Here is a 13,849-nt window from a genome sequence, read left to right on the forward strand (position 1 = left end):
TACGGCGTCGCTCTCAGCGCCGACCGGCTCACCGTCGACCAGGACGTGTTCTGCATCGACGGGTTCACCGCCACCGGCGAGATACGCCTCCCCGGCGCCCACATCGGCGGCCAACTCGCCTTCAACGGCGCCACCCTGACCAACCCCCGTGGACTTGCTCTGGCCCTGGGGGGCGTCGAATGTCCACACGTACGGCTGCCGCCACAGGCCAAAGGCCGACTCGACCTGGCCAACGCTCGCCTGGGCGTCCTCGACGTGCCCGCCGTGCTAAACCAGCCGCCCATGCGGCTGGCCGGACTCACGTACAACGATCTGGACCCCGACCCCGACCCGCCGGCTCGCCACCGCATCACCTGGCTACGCCGCGACCCTGCCGGCTTCCATCCCCAACCCTATGAGCAGCTCGCCGCCTACTACCGCAGCATCGGCCACGACCGCGACGCCCGGCGTGTGCTGCTGGCCAAACAACGCACCCGCCGCCGCAGCACACCCGGCACCTGGCGGACACCGCGCTACCTGCGCCCCCTACTCGCCGCCGCCTGGCGCATCCCGGGCTGGCTCATCGACGCCCTCTCCGGCTACGGATATGCGCCTTGGCGCGCCTTCTGCTGGCTGATCGCCGCCGTCATCACCGGCACCGCATTCCTACACGACGTAGCACCCAAAGCACCTACCAGCAACACCAACGCCAACGCCCTGCTCCTCGCCCTGGACGCCACCGTGCCCACAGCGCCCTTCGGCATCCGCGAAAGCGTCACCCTCACTGGCACCAGCTACGCCATCGCGCTGGGCCTGCAGATCCTCGGCTACGCCCTCGTGCTGGCCGTCGTCCCTGCCATCAGCCGCACCCTCAGCCGCACCGACCGCTAGCCCCGCCGCTCTGAAGCACCTACGGCTCAAGTCCTGCATGACTGGCGGCGTGAGTCCTCGCTTACAAGCTCTGTGCAGCAGGTCCGCCCGCGTCCGGGAACGGTCGCCAGCTCGGAGTTGCGTCCATCTCCACGCTCGCTGATACGCCCCTGTCCGGCGGCGTTGCTGTCAGCGTTGCTGTCGGCTGCGTTCCCGGCGGCACCTGCGGCCGGACCGAACCCTGGCCGCTGGGTGCTATGACGGCCGGGTCTCGGACTCGGACTCGGCCATTGCCCGGTCGAATGCGAACACGACCTCCTCGTTGCCAGCCTCATCGCGGGCAAGCCGCGCGAGGGCTACTCGCTCGCCGGCCACGCGTCTGAATGCAGCCCGATATGCCTCAGCTTGCTCATCAGACTGTGCCTCACCGCGGACTGCCCGGGTGAAGCGGTTGCGGCTTTGATCAAAGGCAGTGGCGGCTGCAAGGAGGTCACCGCATGCGTCTAGTAGACGATCGGCGACGTCGATCGCGCGCTGCGACCCGACGACATGAACTCGTGACCAAGCATCGCTGACGGGTCGCCAGTCTTCGCTCAGCCAGTCGTGAAGCTCGAACGGGTCGAGTGGTCGTCGTTGACGAAGTGTGACGCTAAGACCCTCCGCGAGGCCGGACCGGAAGCGAATCGCCTGGCGGGCGGCGTCCGCCCGCAACGCGAGGGTCATGGTCCGCGCCAACAGCTCCTGGTAAGCCGCGATCCGGTCCTGCTGGGAGGCCTCCCTAGCGGACCACCGCCGCTGCACCCACAGCGCTCCAAACGTCGCCAGCGCTGTAAGGAGCGTAGCTCCAATAGCCGCCACTACCGGCGCCCAGATCTCAGACCTACTCACATGAGAGCACGTTAGAGGCTCTGGGCAACAGCTACGCCGACGGTTGGCCGGCCCACGACGCCCTCCAGGGACACGGTTTAGGAACGGGGTAGCGCCTGCTGGGCCACCCCTCGCACTACCAGGGCAACCACCCGACGGCCCCCGCCGCCACGCTTGATCATTCCGCACATGTTCCGGACCCTGACTCCAGAACCTGGATCTATGGATTGCCGGCGAGGCGGTGGTAGACGACTCCGCGTGCAGGTCATAAGCCTCGACTGTCTGGTCTGAGGCTCGGGTGCTCCGGCAGTCGGATTCGTTGGTGCACTTCTCTGCTGTACACCCTCGGTTGATCTCGGCGATCGCACGCCGAACGTACGTTCGAGCCACGGCCGCCCCTGCCCGTTCTTGTGCCCTTAAAGCTGGACATCAGAGGGGTCCGCGTAGGCCGTCAAGATCCTTCGTGATACCTGATCGTCGCTGCAAAGACGAGACAAGTAGCGGACACCATCCACTATGCTTGGTCGTTAGAGTGAGTGATAGCCGTAGATCAAGCTAGGAGCGCTCAACATGGGAAGTGACCTCCGCTTCGAGGAGCCACCCGTCCGCGAAGTGAGCCTCACTGTGTTCTTCGAGCGAGTCGCCACATTGCAGTCTCTCAATCTTGCGCAACTCCGCGTCGATTGGAATGAATCCTACCCAAAGGTCAGTGAGGTGCCACCTCGCCCGGCCCTGCGAGGCGATGCGCCAATGCGTCAGTATCTTGGTGGAAATTCTTTTTGGCCAATGCCATTAACGGCCTTCACGAACGCTCGGGGCGATCAGACTATCGAGCTTCAGAATGATCGATTTGGTATCGTATGGCGCTTCCACCAAGGACCAAAGACATATCCTGGCTACGATGAACTTGTGGCGGAGCTGCTGCTGCGGTTCGCGGAATTCCGCCGAGCCGTTTCCAGTTCGCTCATACAAGAGATCGAACCCACCGACATCCATGTCTCATACACGAATCTGATCGAAGGGGTGCTGCCCGAGAGCCTTGCCGTTGGCATTCTTACTAACTGGCAGACTTCATTGGCTCAATTGGACCCGCCGGAATTGGCTGGTCTTCGGCTGCACTACTGCTCGCCTGAGCTTGAGGAAGACGTAGCCCTGACGATTATGGTCGACCCCTCGTTCGACAGGGATCGAGAGCGGGACGACCCATGTGCGTCTCTTGAGATTGAGGGGGCCATCTCTCTCCAAGATGCCCCGAGTGTGGATCGGCCGCTGGCGATTGCTCACGACGCTGTTGTTAGAAAGTTCTTTGAACTGACGAACAACGACATGAGGACGAAATGGGGGTTGCGTAGTGAGGACGCCTAGCTATGAAAGCGCAGCGCACGCTAAGCAGCACGGCTTGGCTCGGTCTGGTTCGCTTTCAAGATCTTCAGCGGTCCGCGATCCGTGCTATCGCCCAGACTCGTCCTCCGGCGTCTGGTACGTCTATGAGTCGCAGCCCGAACCACAGACCGCTACACGCCCTAGAGGAAAGTCCGCAAGTTCTCCATACGAGCTGTTGCGTTACGCAGAGGTGAAGCTGCATCATCTACGATCCCTCCCGTATGACTGGGACGGGGAGGGTGGTGAAGCATGCACCACCAATGCTGTGATCTCTATGTTCGAGTTCTTGCAGAAGGTCTCAGACAGGCGCACCGTCTTTCCGTTCTTATCTCCAGATGGGGAGGGCGGAGTCCTAGCGGAGTGGCACGCGCGCAAACAGAGGATTGAGATCGAGGTCGACGGCGAAGGTAATGCCCTTTTCTATGCGTCGGACGAAGATGGCCACGAGGTCCTCACGGGGGAAGTCTCTCCTCAGAGCGAACACAAACTACGTCGCCTGCTTCTCGATTTGTCGGTTCGGGTCGGTCTAGAAAACCCCACTTGGCGCGCGCTTTTCGCTCGGTAGGAGCTATGGAAGAAACCCCTCCATGGAATGATCCTCAAATTCCAGACTCGGAATGGCTTTACCGTCGGGTGCCTCGGCGGCCTGACTTTTTTCAGCAAAAAGATGTCCTCGACTCAAAGCCCGTGATCGGTCGAAATGCCTTTCGGTTCGATGGCGACGGGATGTCGGTTTATCGGCATCTGCTGTGCGTACAGCACGGCTTGACACCTAAACAGGTCCGTCGAAACGACGGATACGTTTTGTTCAAGATCGGTGTGGGTGCGGTTCGGGCCCTTAAGGCAGGCGTCATAGACGAAGAGGACAAAGAGGACCCAGAGATTGGTGTTGCCCATGCGTTAGTGCGGGTAGAGGGCGTCATTAAGCCTGCAAAAGAACAGCGGCGTGAGATTCAACTTGGCCTGATCGAAGCAGCTCAGTATATCGACCTAGACGGGCGCAGCTAGCGCCACTTCGTCATCCCGATGCTCCTACGGATGTCAAGGGGTGAGGGCGGCGAAGTCGGCGCGTAGGGCGGTGTAGACGTCGCGGACGATGTAGCGCTTGAGGCAGCGCAGGATCTCCTGCTTGCTCAGGCCCTCGGAGATGCGTCGGTGCAGGTAGGCGCGTGTTCTCTGGTCGTAGCGCAGGCGGCACAGCGCGATGGTGTGCAGGGCGTGGTTGGCGCCGCGGTCGCCGCCTCGGTGCAGGCGGTGGCGGCGTACCCGTCCTGAGCTGGCGGGTATGGGGGCTGCGCCGCAGAGGTGCGCCAGTGCTGCTTCGGATCGAAGTCGGTCGGGGTTGTCGCCGGCGGTCGTGAGCAGTTGCGCGGCGACGTCGGTGCCGACGCCGAACAGGGCCCTGGTACGGGGCGCGGCTCGGCGGACCAGCGGGGTGAGTTGCCGGTCCAGGGTGGTGATCTCCTCGGTCAGAGCGGTGGCCCGACGGGCCAGTCCTTCCAGCGCGGCGGCGGTGGCGTGTTCGGGGTCGTGCAGCAGGGCCGGGTCGTAGGCGAGAGTGGCGCATCGTTTGATCAGCACGGCGGCGCTGAGCTTGGTCAACTGGGCGCGTACAGCTTCGGGGGCGGCGGTGACCAGGCCGCGCATCTGATTGATCGCAGCGGTGCGGGCCTTGACCGCGCCTTGCCGGGCGACCCGCAGGGCGCGGATCGCCTCGACGGGGCCGCTGCGGGTCTTCGGGGTGCCCATGGCGGTGCCGGCGAGGGTGGCCCGAGCAGCGGCGATGGCGTCGATCGGGTCAGACTTGCCCTTGGTCCGGCGGTCAGGCCGGTCCACCTCGACGAGGGTGATCTTCTCGGCGGCCAGGTGACGGGCCAGACCAGCGCCGTAGCTGCCCGTGCCCTCGACGCCAACGGCGACGGGACGGCCGAAGGAGCGCATCCAGACCAGCAGTTCCGCGTAGCCGGCGGTGGTCGCGGGGAACTCGGCGTCGGCCAACAGTCCGCCTGTGCTGTCGATGACGGCGGCGTGGTGAGTATCGCGGTGGGTATCGACACCACCGATCACGGGTCGCTTCTTGGCTGCCATGCTGGTGAGGTCCGCCCTTCTCGTCCGCGTAGAGATCTGTGGACACATCAGCGGTCAGGCAGAGGGACAACACAGTGGTGGGCGCCTCTCGCACAGGCTCCTATCAGGTCACGACGCCTGGCCGGTGATATGCAGCTAGCGGGGCCACCGGGCCGGCCGACGAATCGGGATAAGGACAACGTTCGTCGGTCTGCCGGTGAGTCAGACCGGCCCGGCGACCCACCCCACCATCCTCACTGTCTGCCATCGACCCGCCCTCCGGGGAGCGGGCCGCCGGCCGGCCCGCCACGTCAAGCGGACCTTGGCCCAAGTTCGGACGCTGGCGGGTCGGGCGGTGGTCTGCTCGGCTTGCCCGGGTCGATGGCAGGCGGGATGGCTCCCTTCCGCAACCACCCACGGACCGCGACGCGCCGACGCAGCCCCGGCCATCCTGGAGCCGGAGCGCCCCCGCCCGAGGCGCAGTAGCCGCAACCCCGAGACCGCCGCCGGCTCGCCGACGCGGCCGGCGTCCGCTCCCCTGCGCCGCGCGGGCTCGTGGCCGCGCTCCGACCACGGTCGCCAAGTGCTACCAGCTGCTGTCGATGATCCTCCGCACGGCCGTTCAGGCGCGACTGATCGCCATCAACCCGGCCGAGGGAGTGAAGCTCCCCCGCGACCGGTCGCGTGAGGTCAAGCCGGTGACGCTCAGCCGGGAGGACTTCTTCGGCAAGCTGCTTCCGGTTGTGCCGCCCCGCCACCGGGCGATCGTCTGCGCAGCCGCCGGCGCGGGCCTGCGCTGGGGAGAGTGTGCGGGTCTGACCTGGTCGTCGCTTGACCTCAACCGGGCCGTGCTGCGGGTGGTCCAGGTCGCGGAGGAGACGCACGGCGGCGTGGTCCTCCGTCCGTACCCGAAGACCCGTGCTGGCGTCCGAACGGTGCCGCTGCCGGGCTTCCTCGTCGCGGAGCTACGTGCCCTCCTGCCGGCCGAGGATGTAACCCCGGCGTCGCGATCCCTGGTTTTCCATGATCGGGTCGATCGCCCGCTGCGTCGGTCGAACTTCCGCCGCCGTGTGTGGCTGCCCTCGCTGGTCCGCGCCGGCCTGCTCGGCCAGGTCCTCAAGACCGGTCCGCACCGCTACCGCGCGGTGTGGCCCGATCGGGAGGGCGTCGAGTGGTCAGCGGAGTTCACCACTGAGAGAGAAGCGGTCGCCTGCGTGGCGGCCAAGGCTGTCGGCGGGATGCGCTTCCACGACCTGCGGCACACCTACGCCACGTGGCTGGTCACCGACGGCGTCCCGGTCAACCTGGTGCAGCGAGTGATGGGCCACGAGAAGGCGTCAACGACGCTCAATCGTTATACGCACACCCCGGACGACTATGCCGCTCGCATCTTGGATGCCTTCACGCTGCCTGCTGACGATTTGCTGACTCTGGACGGGAAACCGCCGGCGGAGAGCGCACTGTACGAGGACGAGGAGGGCCTGTGACCTGCTACGGGGTAGCGCTCCCAGATAGGGACGACCCCCGTCGGGGGGTGACGGGGGTCGTCGGGAGGTTCGGCTCCGGGGGGGTCGAGCCGAACCCGCTCAGCGGTCACGGGGGGTGCAACCGCCGAGGGCCTTCTGGCAGACGGGACGTGAACTCCCGTCGCGAGCACAAGCATGCCGCAGCCAACCCTTATACGTCGAGTGGTGTCCGCTCCACCCACCGCTAAATTGCATCCGCACAATGTGACCGGCATCACGGTCGACTGACCCCGATGTCCGCACCGCCGGCCGCGCCACCCCGGGCACCCGCTCACTGTTCCCTGTCGGGCTAGACTTCGCGCCGTGGGCCGAGGTGCCGCTTTTTTCGATCTCGACAAGACCGTCATCGCCAAGTCGAGCGCGTTGGCGTTCGGTCGGCCGTTCTACCGGGACGGGCTGATTACTCGGCGTGACGTGGTCAAGTCGGCGTACGCGCAGCTGATGTTCCGACTGGGCGGGACCGACGAGCAGACCATGGCCCGGACCCGGGACTACCTTGCCACGCTCTGTAAGGGCTGGCAGGTGGAACAGGTCCGTCAGATCGTCGCGGAGACACTGCACGAGCTGATCAACCCCTATGTGTACGCCGAGGCCGCCGCCCTGATCGAGGAGCACCGGGCCGCCGGCCGGGACGTGGTGCTCGTCTCCGCCTCCGGCGAGGAGATGGTTCGGCCGATCGGCGAGCTGCTCGGCATCACCGATGTGATCGCCACCCGGATGGCGGTCGAGGACGGCCGCTACAGCGGCGAGGTCGAGTTCTACGCGGCCGGCCCGAGCAAGGTCGACGCGGTCGGCGAGCTGGCCACCGAGCGCGGATACGACCTGGCCGACTCGTACGCTTACTCCGACTCGTACAGCGACCGGCCGCTGCTGGAGTGCGTGGGCCACCCGACCGCGGTCAACCCGGACCGGGCGCTGCGCAAGCTGGCCTTGGAGAACTCCTGGCCGGTGCTGGAGTTCCGGCACCCGGTCCCGCTCGGCCGGCGGCTGCGTGAGCGCCCCGCAGTGCCGGTCGCCGCCGCGGCGCTCGGGGTCGGTGTCGGGGTCGCCATCGGGATCGCCTGGTACGGCCGGCACCGCCGCACCCGCACCGCCGCCGCACCCACCGCCTGATTCCTCGGCACCGTCACCGCGGACGAAGTCACCCCACCGCGAAACGGGTCACGAGGAGGCGAGTACCTCGTCACCGATCGAGGTGATCTGGTCTGCGCCGACCTCGACCGCCGCCATGTAGCGGCGCAGCCACGAGCGCAGCCCGTCGGGTGTGCCGGTGGCGAAGGCGCCGGCCGCGCCGACGTACTCCGGCTCACGCTCACGGTGACCGACGTCGACGGCGACCAGCCCGCGCGGGTCGAAACCGGTGGAGATCAGCACCAACCGGGCGGCGGCCCGCGCGACCACCCCGGACGGACCGGCGAACGGGCGCAGGTTCAGCAGCTCACCGTGCACCACTGCGGCCAGCACCAGCGGCGGCGCCTTCGTGCCACCGGCGACCAGCCCGGCCAGCCCGTCGAGCCGCGCCGCGACCACCGGGTCGGCCACCGGCCGGCCCAGTTCCGCCTCGGCGACGACGTCCCGGGCGGCGAGGACGTGCAGCCGCGCGAGGACCTGACGGGGGGCCCTCGGCCAGAGTTCGCTCAGCCCGGGCAGCGCCCCGGCCACCCGCAGCGCCCCCTGCAGCACCGGGTCGGTGACCGTGCCGGCGCGTACCTCCTCACGGTCGTGCACCCGGCCCTCCAGGGCGGCGCTGGCCACCGCGCTGCGGAGGCTGACCTCGGCGGCGACCTGGCCGCCGTGGCGGCGCAGCGCGCGGTGCCGGTGGGTCTGGTCGACCCGGTCGCGGGCCCGCTCGACGGCGGGGGCGATGTCGGCGAGCGCGAGCAGGGGGGCGAGCGGGTCGCTGGTCACCTCGTCACGCTATCCACCCCGCCGGGCGCCACCCACCCAACCCCCGTTCCCCCTTCCTTACTTCTCGGCGCGCGCCGGGGGCCGTTGGGCGCGTGCGGCCTCGCCGGCGTCGCGGCGGCGGGTGCGCGGGACTAACCTCATGCCGATAGGAGACGTAGGTCACGCGACGAAGGAGAGTCACCGCATGAGCGAGGCATTGGCCAACTTGCTGAACGAGACGCGCCAGTTCCCGCCGCCGGCCGAACTCGCCGCGAACGCCAACGTCAAGGCCGACGCGTACGCCGAGGCGGAGGGCGACCGGCTCGGCTTCTGGGAGCGCCAGGCCGGCCGGCTGACCTGGGCGAAGCAGTGGGATCAGGTGCTCGACTGGTCGAACGCGCCGTTCGCCAAGTGGTTCGTGGGCGGCCAGCTCAACGTGGCGTACAACTGCCTGGACCGGCACGTGGCGGCCGGCCGGGGCGACAAGGTGGCGATCCACTGGGAGGGCGAGCCCGGCGACACCCGCACCCTGACCTACGCCGACCTGCACCGGCTCACCTGCCAGGCGGCGAACGCGCTGACCGACCTGGGCGTGACCGCGGGCGACCGGGTGGCGATCTATCTGCCGATGGTCCCCGAGGCGGCGGTGGCGATGCTGGCCTGCGCCCGGATCGGCGCGACGCACAGCGTGGTCTTCGGCGGCTTCTCCGCGGACGCGCTGACCAACCGGATCCAGGACGCCACCGCCAAGGTGGTGATCACCGCGGATGGCGGCTTCCGCCGGGGCAAGCCGTCGGCGTTGAAGCCGACCGTGGACGAGGCGGTGGCCAACTGCCCGTCGGTGGAGCACGTGCTGGTCGTCCGCCGCACGGGCGAGGAGGTCGCCTGGTCGGCGAAGGACCACTGGTGGCACGAGACGGTGGAGACCGCCTCCCCGGAGCACACCGCCCAGCCGTTCGATGCCGAGCACCCGCTCTTCATCCTCTACACCAGCGGCACCACCGCCCGGCCGAAGGGCATCCTGCACACCACTGGCGGCTACCTGACCCAGGCGTCGTACACCGCGCACGCGGTGTTCGACCTGAAGCCGGAGACCGACGTCTACTGGTGCACCGCCGACATCGGCTGGGTCACCGGGCACTCCTACATCGTGTACGGCCCGCTCTCCAACGGCGTCACCCAGGTCATGTACGAGGGCACCCCGGACACCCCGCACAAGGGCCGGTTCTGGGAGATCGTCGACAAGTACCGGGTCACCATCCTGTACACCGCACCGACCCTGATCCGCACCATGATGAAGTGGGGCGAGGATATTCCGGCCGGGTACGACCTGCGCTCGCTGCGGCTGCTCGGCAGCGTCGGCGAGCCGATCAACCCGGAGGCGTGGATCTGGTACCGCCAGCACGTCGGCCGGGGTGAGCTGCCGGTCGTGGACACCTGGTGGCAGACCGAGACCGGCGCGATCATGATCTCCCCACTGCCGGGGGTCACCGAGGCCAAGCCGGGCTCGGCGATGACCCCGTTGCCCGGCATCGCCGCCGACGTGGTGGACGACCAGGGCCAGTCGGTGCCGAACGGTGGCGGTGGCTACCTGGTGCTCACCCAGCCGTGGCCGTCGATGCTGCGCACCATCTGGGGCGACGACAACCGGTTCATCGAGACGTACTGGTCGCGGTTCGGCGCGGGAGCCGGGGGCAGCGGTGGCGACGAGTGGGTCTACTTCGCCGGCGACGGGGCGAAGAAGGACGACGACGGGCACATCTGGCTGCTCGGCCGGGTCGACGACGTGATGCTGGTGTCCGGGCACAACATCTCCACCACCGAGGTGGAGTCCGCCCTGGTCAGTCACCCGTCGGTGGCCGAGGCCGCAGTGGTCGGCGCGACCGACCCGACCACCGGCCAGGCGATCGTCGCCTTCGCCATCCCGCGCGGCAACGCGGAGACCTCCGGCGAGGCCGGCGAGCAGCTCATCGCCGACCTGCGCAACCACGTGGCGAAGACGCTCGGCCCGATCGCCAAGCCACGGCAGATCATGCTGGTGGCCGAGCTGCCGAAGACCCGCTCCGGCAAGATCATGCGCCGGCTGCTGCGGGACGTCGCGGAGCGCCGCTCGCTCGGCGACGTCACCACCCTGCAGGACTCCTCGGTGATGGACCTGATCTCCGCCGGCCTGGGTGGCGGCAAGTCCGACGAGGACTGACGACAGGCGTACGGCTGCGGCGGGTGACGGTCCGGACGGGCCGTCACCCGCCGTCGTCTTTTCCATCATCCGTCTCGGAGGTTCGGTGGAGGCGCGACGGGCTGAACGGACAGAGGGAAGGCGCACCTCTGTCGGCGGGGGCGTCTTTTCCTCTAGGTTCAGCCACATCGGACGGTTTGACGATCATCATTGCGATGACTGACCGTCCGTTTCTCCTCCCATGCCCGACGAACGGAGTGGCATGCACACATTTCCGCAATCCGGGTCACGCCGGCGCCTACTCGTCGCGCTGCCCGCCGTCGCCCTCGCCGCCGCGTCACTGACCGTGACAGGCAGCGCGGCCGCCCAGACGTCCGGCCCGGCACCGGCCACGATCGGGGCGGACGAGTACTACATCAACTACGCCGAGCCTGAGGTGCAACCGGGCACCGGCGGCAAGGAGGTCAAGGGCAAGGACGGCGTCTACACCTCGCCCGCCGACGAGGCCCGGGCCTATGACCGCAAGTACGCCGGCGGCAACCCGGCGACCGCGCGGGAGCTGGCCAAGCTGGAGGCCAAGGCGATCAAGACTGGCCAGAGCCCACGTAAGATCAAGCAGGCCAAGAGCACCCAGAAGGCCAAGCTGCTCACGCTGCTCGTGGAGTTCAACGACCAGGCCAACGACGACTTCACCAACGTCATGGTCCCCAGGACGGTCTTCGACGACCGGACCTGCGTCCCGGGCACCGTCCAGAACGGCCCGACGCACAACCACATCGCCAACCCGGCCACCTTGCCGCACAAGGACAACAACTCGATGTGGGTGCCGGACTTCTCGCCGGCGCACTACGACAAGATGCTCTACACCAAGGAGGGCATCACCGAGCGGGTCCGCAAGGACCTGACCGGGCCGGACGGCAAGCCCGGCATCAGCCTGGCCGGCCGGACCATGCACAACATGTACCTGGAGATGTCCAAGGGCGCGTACACGGTCGACGGGCAGGCCAGCCCGTGGATCAAGTTGCCGCACTCGGAGGCCTGGTACGCCGCCTCCCGCTGCACCCAGGACGAGAACGGCAACTGGGTAGCCGGGCGGCAGCAGTCGATGAACGGCCACCCGGACAACCCGCTGGGCGCCGCGCGGCTCGCCATCGACGCGATCGACGCGCTGGCCCAGATGGACCCGAACTTCCCCTGGGCCGACTACGACATCGAGGACCAGAGCGACCGGAACGGCAACGGCAACTACAACGAGCCGGACGGCGTCATCGACCACCTGGTGCTGGTGCACGCCGGCAAGGGCAAGTCCAGCGGCGGCGGCGACCAGGGCGTCAACGCGGTCTGGGCGCACTCGTCCTCGGTGGCCGGCGGCTACACCATCCCGGGCACCAATCTGAAGGTGTCGAACTACATCGTGCAGCCGGAGGACGCCGGCGTCGGTGTGTTCTCCCACGAATTCGGGCACGACCTCGGCCTGCCGGACCTCTACGACACCTCGGGCAACGCCGACTCGGACGTCGACTTCTGGGACCTGATGGCCTCGGGCTCGCACTCCGGTGAGATCTTCCAGGCTCTGCCCACCCACATGGGTCTCTGGGACAAGTGGGTGCTCGGCTGGGCCGATCCGCTGACCTTCAAGCCGGGTAGCAACGGGCACGCGGTGCAGCTCGGCCAGACCTCGCGTACGCCGGTCGGCACCGAGGACGGCATCAAGATCGACTTGCCGGACAAGGTGATCAGCCTGGCCGAGCCGCACAGCGGGGCCAACATGTGGTACAGCGGCGCAGACCAGAACTGGGCCGATGTCAAGCTCAGCCGCCAGGTGAACGTTCCGGCGGCGGCCGACGCGAAGTTCTGGATGTGGAACAACTACGTCATCGAGGATGACTGGGACATGGGCTTCGTCGAGGTCTCCACCAACGGCGGCGCCACCTGGACCGAGCAGAAGGTGTACGACGAATCCGGCAAGCTGGTCTCCACCAACGACGGCTACCCCGACCCGAACGGGCGGATGGCCGACTACGGCGGCAAGAAGTACGGCCTGACCGGCACCACCAACGGGTGGCGGCACGACTACATCAACCTGTCGGCGTACGCCGGTCAGACGGTGCAGGTGCGGCTGCGGTACTGCACGGACGCGGCGTTCGTGGAGCGCGGCTGGTTCGCCGACGACTTCTCGGTCACCGGCGGCGGGGCCACCACCTGGAGCGACGACGTCGAGCACGGCGCCAACGGCTGGACCCTCACCGGTGGCACCTTCACCGACACCAGCGGCGCGGGCTGGCAGATCGACAGCGGCACCCAGGTCAAGGCGCAGTACTACCTGGCCGAGTGGCGCAACTTCGACGGCTTCGACGCCGGCCTGAAGTACACCTACACCACGGCCTACTCGCACGAGGCGTGGAAGGTCGAACGGGTCGCGTACAACGCCCCGGGCATGCTGGTCTGGTACCGGGACACCATGCTGGGCAACGTCAACCACGTCACCGCACAGATGACCTCGCTACCCAGCTACGGCGCCAAGGGCGGCCTGCTCATCGTCGACTCGCACTTCGACCCGCTGCGCCGCACCGGCGTGGCGGCGAGCAAGGACCCGTCGGTGCTGAAGAACCTGCCCAGCCGGCCGCAGTCGTCCAACGCGGCCTTCTCGCTGAACCCCACGTACCCGTTCAAGGAGTGCCTGGAGGCGGCGGGCGAGCTGTACAGCGAGTACTGCACCAGCTTCGGCGCCCAGGCTCCGGTGTCGGCCTTCACCGACGCCAAGGGTTGGTACCCGGGCATCGAGATCCGCAACGGCACGGCGTACGCCCGGGACAACGACGCCTCGGTGGTGCTGCCGTCGAAGAACAACGCGTTCTACACCACTCGCGTGGTGAACCCCGACGGCACCCCGGCCACGGGGTACTACGGGGCGACGCTCGGCGGCGGGGCCATCGTGCTCGGAACCGGCAACCCGGGTGACGCGGGCGTCGCCTACGGCGTCGCGATCACCATCAAGCATGTTGCCAAGGACAACTCGTACGCCACCGTGTTCGTGACCCCGGCGAAGCGGTGACCTGACCCGCTGTCGCGGATCAAGCACGTCGGGCGG

At 67.8% G+C, this 13,849-nt stretch carries 10 protein-coding genes; 7 read left to right on the forward strand and 3 right to left on the reverse strand.

The window, feature by feature from the left end; translation table 11 throughout:
- The coding region (locus AB0C02_RS01730) for a hypothetical protein (protein ID WP_357540028.1) at positions 1 to 870 on the forward strand (870 nt) is incomplete at its 5' end.
- A 234-nt stretch (positions 871 to 1,104) separates the two neighbouring features.
- Here the strand turns inward: AB0C02_RS01730 and AB0C02_RS01735 are convergent.
- Positions 1,105 to 1,572, reverse strand: coding sequence for a hypothetical protein (locus tag AB0C02_RS01735; protein WP_357540030.1), 468 nt, complete (start codon positions 1,570 to 1,572; stop codon positions 1,105 to 1,107).
- A 714-nt stretch (positions 1,573 to 2,286) separates the two neighbouring features.
- Here AB0C02_RS01735 and AB0C02_RS01740 point away from each other — a divergent pair.
- Complete coding sequence (locus AB0C02_RS01740; protein ID WP_357540032.1) at positions 2,287 to 3,081, forward strand: TIGR04255 family protein; 795 nt, start codon at positions 2,287 to 2,289, stop codon at positions 3,079 to 3,081.
- Positions 3,082 to 3,669: 588 nt separating this feature from the next.
- A complete protein-coding gene (locus AB0C02_RS01745; RefSeq protein ID WP_357540034.1) occupies positions 3,670 to 4,107 on the forward strand; it encodes a hypothetical protein in 438 nt (145 codons plus the stop codon).
- 33 nt (positions 4,108 to 4,140) lie between these two features.
- Here AB0C02_RS01745 and AB0C02_RS01750 read toward each other — a convergent pair whose 3' ends face one another.
- Entirely contained in the window at positions 4,141 to 5,166 is a 1,026-nt protein-coding gene (locus tag AB0C02_RS01750) for an IS110 family transposase (RefSeq protein WP_357540036.1), read from the reverse strand.
- A gap of 602 nt (positions 5,167 to 5,768) precedes the next feature.
- Here AB0C02_RS01750 and AB0C02_RS01755 point away from each other — a divergent pair.
- Together AB0C02_RS01755 and AB0C02_RS01760 are read left to right on the forward strand one after the other, a co-directional pair.
- A complete protein-coding gene (locus tag AB0C02_RS01755; RefSeq protein WP_357540038.1) occupies positions 5,769 to 6,653 on the forward strand; it encodes a site-specific integrase in 885 nt (294 codons plus the stop codon).
- Between the two features lie 342 nt (positions 6,654 to 6,995).
- Positions 6,996 to 7,805 (forward strand): HAD-IB family hydrolase, encoded by an 810-nt coding sequence (locus AB0C02_RS01760; protein WP_357540040.1) that lies wholly within the window; start codon positions 6,996 to 6,998, stop codon positions 7,803 to 7,805.
- A 48-nt stretch (positions 7,806 to 7,853) separates the two neighbouring features.
- Here the strand turns inward: AB0C02_RS01760 and AB0C02_RS01765 are convergent, their stop codons facing one another.
- Positions 7,854 to 8,600 (reverse strand): oxidoreductase, encoded by a 747-nt coding sequence (locus AB0C02_RS01765; protein WP_357540042.1) that lies wholly within the window; start codon positions 8,598 to 8,600, stop codon positions 7,854 to 7,856.
- 184 nt (positions 8,601 to 8,784) lie between these two features.
- Between AB0C02_RS01765 and acs the strand changes: the two genes are divergently transcribed.
- Complete coding sequence (gene acs, locus AB0C02_RS01770; RefSeq protein WP_357540044.1) at positions 8,785 to 10,779, forward strand: acetate--CoA ligase; 1,995 nt, start codon at positions 8,785 to 8,787, stop codon at positions 10,777 to 10,779.
- A gap of 241 nt (positions 10,780 to 11,020) precedes the next feature.
- The gene (locus tag AB0C02_RS01775) at positions 11,021 to 13,813 is read left to right on the forward strand and encodes an immune inhibitor A domain-containing protein (protein WP_357540046.1); all 2,793 of its coding nucleotides are present in this window, start codon (positions 11,021 to 11,023) and stop codon (positions 13,811 to 13,813) included.
- The last annotated feature ends 36 nt before the right edge of the window (positions 13,814 to 13,849 follow it).

It is taken from the genome of Micromonospora sp. NPDC048999 (assembly GCF_040649295.1).
Classification (GTDB): domain Bacteria; phylum Actinomycetota; class Actinomycetes; order Mycobacteriales; family Micromonosporaceae; genus Micromonospora.